The 5,754-nt window shown below is 73.8% G+C and carries 3 protein-coding genes; 1 reads left to right on the top strand and 2 read right to left on the bottom strand.

Translation table 11 applies throughout. The features are described 5' to 3' along the window. Nucleotides 1-1,072: N-6 DNA methylase (locus HCJ92_RS21465; protein ID WP_167935262.1), on the bottom strand; the 1,072-nt coding region annotated here is incomplete at its 3' end. A 181-nt stretch (nt 1,073-1,253) separates the two neighbouring features. Here HCJ92_RS21465 and HCJ92_RS21460 point away from each other — a divergent pair. Then, nucleotides 1,254-1,922: a DUF4352 domain-containing protein gene (locus HCJ92_RS21460; protein WP_167935261.1), complete on the top strand. Its 669-nt coding sequence runs from the start codon at nt 1,254-1,256 to the stop codon at nt 1,920-1,922. A gap of 112 nt (nt 1,923-2,034) precedes the next feature. On the opposite strand, the gene mfd is transcribed toward HCJ92_RS21460, so the two are convergent. Further along, on the bottom strand, nt 2,035-5,592 hold the full coding sequence (mfd, locus tag HCJ92_RS21455) for a transcription-repair coupling factor (RefSeq protein WP_167935260.1): 3,558 nt from the start codon (nt 5,590-5,592) through the stop codon (nt 2,035-2,037). Nucleotides 5,593-5,754 lie beyond the last annotated feature (162 nt).

The raw sequence follows: 5,754 nt of genomic DNA, 5'->3' as shown, positions 1-5,754 counted from the left end.
GGCCGAGGCCGCGGCCGGAGAGCTGGGGCACGGCCGCACCGCAGGCCGCGACCAGCGGGGCGAGCGGCAGGGCGACGACGGCGCGCAGCGCGCCGCTCCGCAGCAGGGCCGAGCGGACGCGGCGGCCGGCGCGGCGGGAGGCGACGGCGGGCGGCAGCAGTACGACGGCGGTGCCGCCGGGGCGGAGCCTGGCGAGGGCGTGCTGCACCCAGGCCAGCTCGGACTCGCCCCTGGCGGGCAGGCCGTACTCCCAGCGGGTGTCGTAGGCCAGGTCGTCGTGGCCCCAGTGCCGTTCGTTGGCCGGCGGGTGGCAGAGCACGGCGTCGACACGGGCAGCGGAGTGGTGGTCGGCGAGCAGGCTGTCACCGGCGTCGATCCGGACGGCGTGCGCGCCGTGCATCGCCAGTCGCAGCCCCGCCAGGCGGGCCAGTTCCGGGTCCTTCTCCTGACCGCGCAGCTCGCGGGGCGCGCCGCCGCGGGGACCGCGGGCGGCGGCGAGGAGGGTCCCGACACCGCAGGCGGGGTCGAGGACGCTGCGGACGGGGCCGGCGATCTCGGCCATGAGGGCGGCGGTCTCGGCGGGGGTGGTGACGACGGTGAGCGCGGTGAAATGGCGCCGCAGGAGGTCGCGGAAGGCGTCCGCGGTACCCCGCTCGGCGGCGAGTGCCGCGACCGCCTCGCGGAGCGGGTGGCCCAGGCCGCGCGCCGGGGCAGGACCGTCGTCGGCGGCTGCAGCCGGGTCTTCGGCGGCGGAAGGCGCGCCGCCGAGGAGCAGTTCACCGACGGCGACCAGGGTCGCGGACGGCTCGCCCGGCTCGGCCAGCAGCAGTTGCCAGGCCCGCTCCTCCAAGGGGACCCGGGCGGTCTTGCCGTGGTGCCGCAGCCACTCCTCGACCTCGTACAGGGCGAAGGCGGGGCTGGCCGCGGTGCCGCCGACGGGCTGCGGGAAGTCGGCGTGGCGGCGGCGCCAGTTGCTCACGGCGGCGCGGCCGACACCGGCGAGCCTGGCGATACCCGCGGCCGTGACCTCGGGTTCTGCCGCCGGGACAGCCCGGGTCTCCGCTGCGCTCACGTTCACTCCCCGTCCGCGACGCCGGCCGGCCGGCGTCGTACCCAGTGTCCGTGAACGTACCGGTACACGGCAAGCGTTGCAGTGCGGCAATTTACCTGTTGACGCGATTCACAGGCATGTGATCTGATGACCGGGCCGGTTCAGGGGAGCCGGTTCGTGTAACCGGGAGGGGACCCAGATCATGTGGAAGAACACCGTCGGCAGCACCAGAGGCCGTCGCTCGCAGTACGGCTTCGCGCGGCAGCGGATGCTCGCGGTGGCAGGGGCCGCGGGCACCGCCCTGCTGATGGGCGGACTCACCGCGTGCACCGACGAGGGTGACAAGCCGCAGCGCGACACCGGCGCCTCGGAGTCCCCCGCCTCCGACGACAAGGACGAGGCGGAGGAGAAGGACGACACCGCCGACGCCGACCAGGCCGACGCGGACGCCGAGGAGGGGTCCGGGGGGACCTTCGCCATCGGCGAGACGGCCGTCTACGACAACATCGGGCTGAAGGTCACCATCAGCGACCCCGAGGTCATCGAGCCCCAGAACGAGTGGGACGAGTTCGGCGGCGACGGCCAGATCGCCCACGTGTTCACCATCGTCCTGGAGAACACGGGCAGCGAGCGGTACGACGGCGACATGACGATCTTCGAGGCGCGCGCCGGGGACGACGGCGTCGAGGCCCCGAAGATCTACTCCAGCGAGCTCATCGGGGACACCCTCGTCGGCAGCGTCCTGCCCGGCAAGAAGACCACCACCAAGGTCGGCTTCGACGCCCCGGAGGACGCCGGCTCACTCACCATCGAGTTCACCGAGCTGAACGACTGGGACTCCGAGCCGGCCTTCTGGACCCACGAGTTCTGAGCCGGCCGTCGGAACAGCGGTCGGCCGGTCGGCCCGGTGCGGTGGGGGCATCGGGGCGGCCGGCGGAACGCCGGGGTGGGGCGGGCCGGGTCGGGTGGGGGCGGCCGCGGCGTCAGCTGCCGACGACCGTCGTCAGGAACTCGCCCGTCCAGGCCAGCAGCTCCCGACCGGTCACGGGCTTGCCGCCCACACGCGCCGTCATCGGCCGCGGCACCAGCACCTGCGAGCTGGCCTCCTTGATCACCACGCCCGGGTGCAGCCGCTTCAGTCGCATCTCCTGCGACTCCCGCAGCTCGACCGGGGAGAAGCGGATCTTGTTGCCCTGGAGCGTGATGTCCCCGACGCCGCAGGAGCGCGCCAGCATCCGCAGCCCCGCGACCAGCAGCAGGTTCTCCACCGGCTCCGGCAGCGGACCGTAACGGTCGGTCAGCTCCTCCCGGACCGCGCGCACGTCGTCCTCCGAGGAGGCCGCCGCGATCGCCCGGTACGCCTGGAGCCGCAGCCGCTCCCCCGGCGCGTAGTCGTGCGGGACGTGCGCGTCCACCGGCAGCTCGATCTTGACGTCGAGCAGCGTCTCCTCGGGCTCGCCGCCCGACTCCACCGACGCCCGGTAGTCGGCGACCGCCTCGCCGACCATGCGCACGTACAGGTCGAAGCCGACGCCCGCGATGTGGCCGGACTGCTCGCCGCCCAGCAGGTTGCCGGCGCCGCGGATCTCCAGGTCCTTCATGGCCACGTACATGCCCGCGCCCATCTCCGTGTGCTGCGCGATCGTCGCCAGCCGCTCGTGCGCCGTCTCCGTCAGCGGCTTCTCCGGCGGGTAGAGGAAGTACGCGTAGCCCCGGTCCCGACCGCGGCCCACCCGGCCCCGCAGCTGGTGCAGCTGCGAGAGGCCGAAGGTGTCGCCGCGCTCCACGATCAGGGTGTTGGCGTTGGAGATGTCGATACCCGACTCCACGATGGTGGTGGAGACCAGCACGTCGAACTTCTTCTCCCAGAAGTCCACCACCACCCGCTCCAGCGCGCCCTCCGACATCTGGCCGTGGGCCGTGGCGATCCGCGCCTCCGGCACGATCTGCCGGAGGCGGGCGGCGGCGCGGTCGATCGACTCCACCCGGTTGTGGATGTAGAAGACCTGCCCCTCCCGCAGCAGCTCCCGCCGGAGCGCCGCCCCGATCTGCCGCTCCTCGTAGGGCCCCACGAAGGTGAGCACCGGGTGGCGCTCCTCCGGCGGGGTGGTGATGGTCGACATCTCCCGGATGCCCGTGACCGCCATCTCCAGGGTCCGCGGGATCGGCGTCGCCGACATCGTCAGGACGTCCACGTTGGCGCGCAGCTTCTTCAGCTGCTCCTTGTGCTCGACGCCGAACCGCTGCTCCTCGTCGACGATGACCAGGCCCAGCTCCTTGAACGTGGTCTCCGCGGAGAAGAGCCGGTGCGTGCCGATGACCACGTCCACCGAGCCGTCCCGCAGTCCCTCCATGACCGCCTTGGACTCGCTGTCCGACTGGAAGCGCGAGAGCGACCGGACCCGCACGGGGAACTGGGCGTACCGCTCGGAGAACGTCCCGAAGTGCTGCTGGACCAGGAGCGTCGTCGGCACCAGCACCGCGACCTGCTTGCCGTCCTGGACCGCCTTGAAGGCGGCGCGCACCGCGATCTCGGTCTTGCCGTAGCCGACGTCGCCGCAGATCAGCCGGTCCATGGGGATCGGCTTCTCCATGTCGGTCTTGACCTCGGCGACGGTGGTCAGCTGGTCGGGGGTCTCCACGTAGGCGAAGGCGTCCTCCAGCTCCCGCTGCCAGGGGGTGTCCGAACCGAAGGCGTGGCCGGGCGCGGCCATCCGCGCCGAGTAGAGCCTGATGAGGTCCGCGGCGATCTCCTTGACCGCCTTCTTGGCGCGGGCCTTGGTCTTCGTCCAGTCGGCCCCGCCGAGCCGGTGCATCGAGGGCGCCTCGCCGCCGACGTACTTGGTGACCTGCTCCAGCTGGTCGGTCGGCACGAACAACCGGTCGCCGGGCTGGCCTCGCTTGGCGGGGGCGTACTCGACGAGGAGGTACTCGCGGGTCGCGCCCTGCACGGTGCGCTGCACCATCTCGACGTAGCGGCCGACGCCGTGCTGCTCGTGGACGATGTAGTCACCGGCCTCCAGCGACAGCGGGTCGAGCGTCTTGCGGCGCCGGGCCGGCATCCGCGCCCCGCTGCGGGCGGCGGTCTTCTGGCCGGTCAGGTCGGTCTCGGTGAGCACCGCGAGCCGGATGCCCGGCGCGATCAGGCCGGTGTCGAGCACGCCGCAGGCCACCTGCACCACGGACGCCGGCGGCTCGGCCGTCACCGCGGCCTCGCGGCGGGCGGGGACGCCTGAGTCGCCCAGCACCTCCGTCATGCGGGCAGCCGGGCCCTGGCCCTCGGAGAGGTAGACGACACGCCAGCCGTCGGCGATCCAGCCCTTGGTGTCGGCCAGCGCGCGGGCGGTGTCGCCCCGGTAGCTCTCCGGGGCACGCAGCCCGAGGCGGAGGGTGTCGTCGGTGTCGTCGGCGCCCCCGGCCTCGCTGTCGGCGCCGAAGGGGCTCACCGTCCACCAGCCGATGTCGAGCTGCGCCGCTCGCTCCCGGACCTCCGCCAGCGAGCGCAGCGAGGCGGCGCCGAGGTCGATCGGCGCCTCCGCGTCGTCGTTCATCGCGGCGGCGGCCCACGACGCCTGGAGGAACTCCTGGCTGGTGGCGACGAGGTCGGTGGCCCGGGTGCGGACCCGCTCGGGGTCGCAGACCACGGCGAGGGTGCGGTCGGGCACCACGTCGAGCAGCTGCTCCATGTCGTCGACCAGCACCGGGGCCAGGGACTCCATGCCTTCGACGGCGATGCCCTCGGCGATCTTGTTGAGCAGTTCCGCGAGTTCGGGGTGCTCCCGCCCGAGCTCCGCGGCCCGCTCCCGCACCTCGGGGGTGAGGAGGAGTTCCCGGCACGGGGGCGCCCAGACGCCGTGCTCCGCGACCTCCAGCGAGCGCTGGTCGGCGACCTTGAAGTAGCGGACCTCCTCGACCGTGTCACCCCAGAAGTCCACGCGCAGCGGGTGCTCCTCGGTGGGCGGGAAGACGTCGAGGATGCCGCCGCGGACGGCGAACTCGCCGCGCTTCTCGACCAGCTCGACCCGGGTGTAGGCAGCGGCGGCCAGCGCCTCCGTGACGACGGAGAGGTCGGCGCTCTGCCCGCCGCGCAGCGAGACGGGCTCCAGGTCTCCCAACCCCTTGACCTGCGGCTGGAGCACGGCGCGGATGGGGGCGACCACCACCTGCACCGGCCCGGCCGCCGGGTCGTCGACCCGGGGGTGCGACAGGCGACGCAGCACCGCCAACCGGCGGCCGACCGTGTCCGAACGCGGCGAGAGCCGCTCGTGCGGCAGCGTCTCCCAGGCGGGGAACTCCACGACGTCGTCCGGGGGCAGCAGGGAGCGCAGCGCGCCCGCGAGGTCCTCGGCCTCCCGGCCGGTGGCGGTGACGGCCAGCACGGTACGCCCGCTCTCGCGCGCGAGTGCGGCGACGGCGAACGGGCGGGCGGCCGGCGGGCCGACCAGGTCGACGTGGCGGCGGTGGCCGGTGCGGGCCGCGGCGACCGCCTCGGCGAGCGCGGGGTCGGCGACGACGGCGTCGAGGAGGCCAGTCAGGCTCATGAGCGAAGTTCCATCCCGGGGTCAGGGCACGCTGCCGGGCCCGGACGCGGTGTACGCCCGGGTCGTCCGGCTTTCCAGGGTACGGGCAGTCACCGCCACCCCGCCCGGTCGGCGGGGGCGGGCGACCGGCCGCCGCGCGGGGTCGCGCCGCACGTCGGCGGC

Origin of the sequence: Streptomyces spiramenti, from assembly GCF_012034385.1 — a bacterium.
Taxonomy (GTDB): domain Bacteria; phylum Actinomycetota; class Actinomycetes; order Streptomycetales; family Streptomycetaceae; genus Streptomyces; species Streptomyces spiramenti.
Note: the sequence above shows the minus strand (reverse complement) of the source record. Positions and strands in the feature narration are given on the sequence as shown.

Coding starts and splice junctions, on each gene's coding strand:
- HCJ92_RS21460 (WP_167935261.1), top strand. CDS start 1,254: ATGTGGAAGAACACCGTCGGCAGCACCAGAGGCCGTCGCTCGCAGTAC.
- mfd (WP_167935260.1), bottom strand. CDS start 5,592: ATGAGCCTGACTGGCCTCCTCGACGCCGTCGTCGCCGACCCCGCGCTC.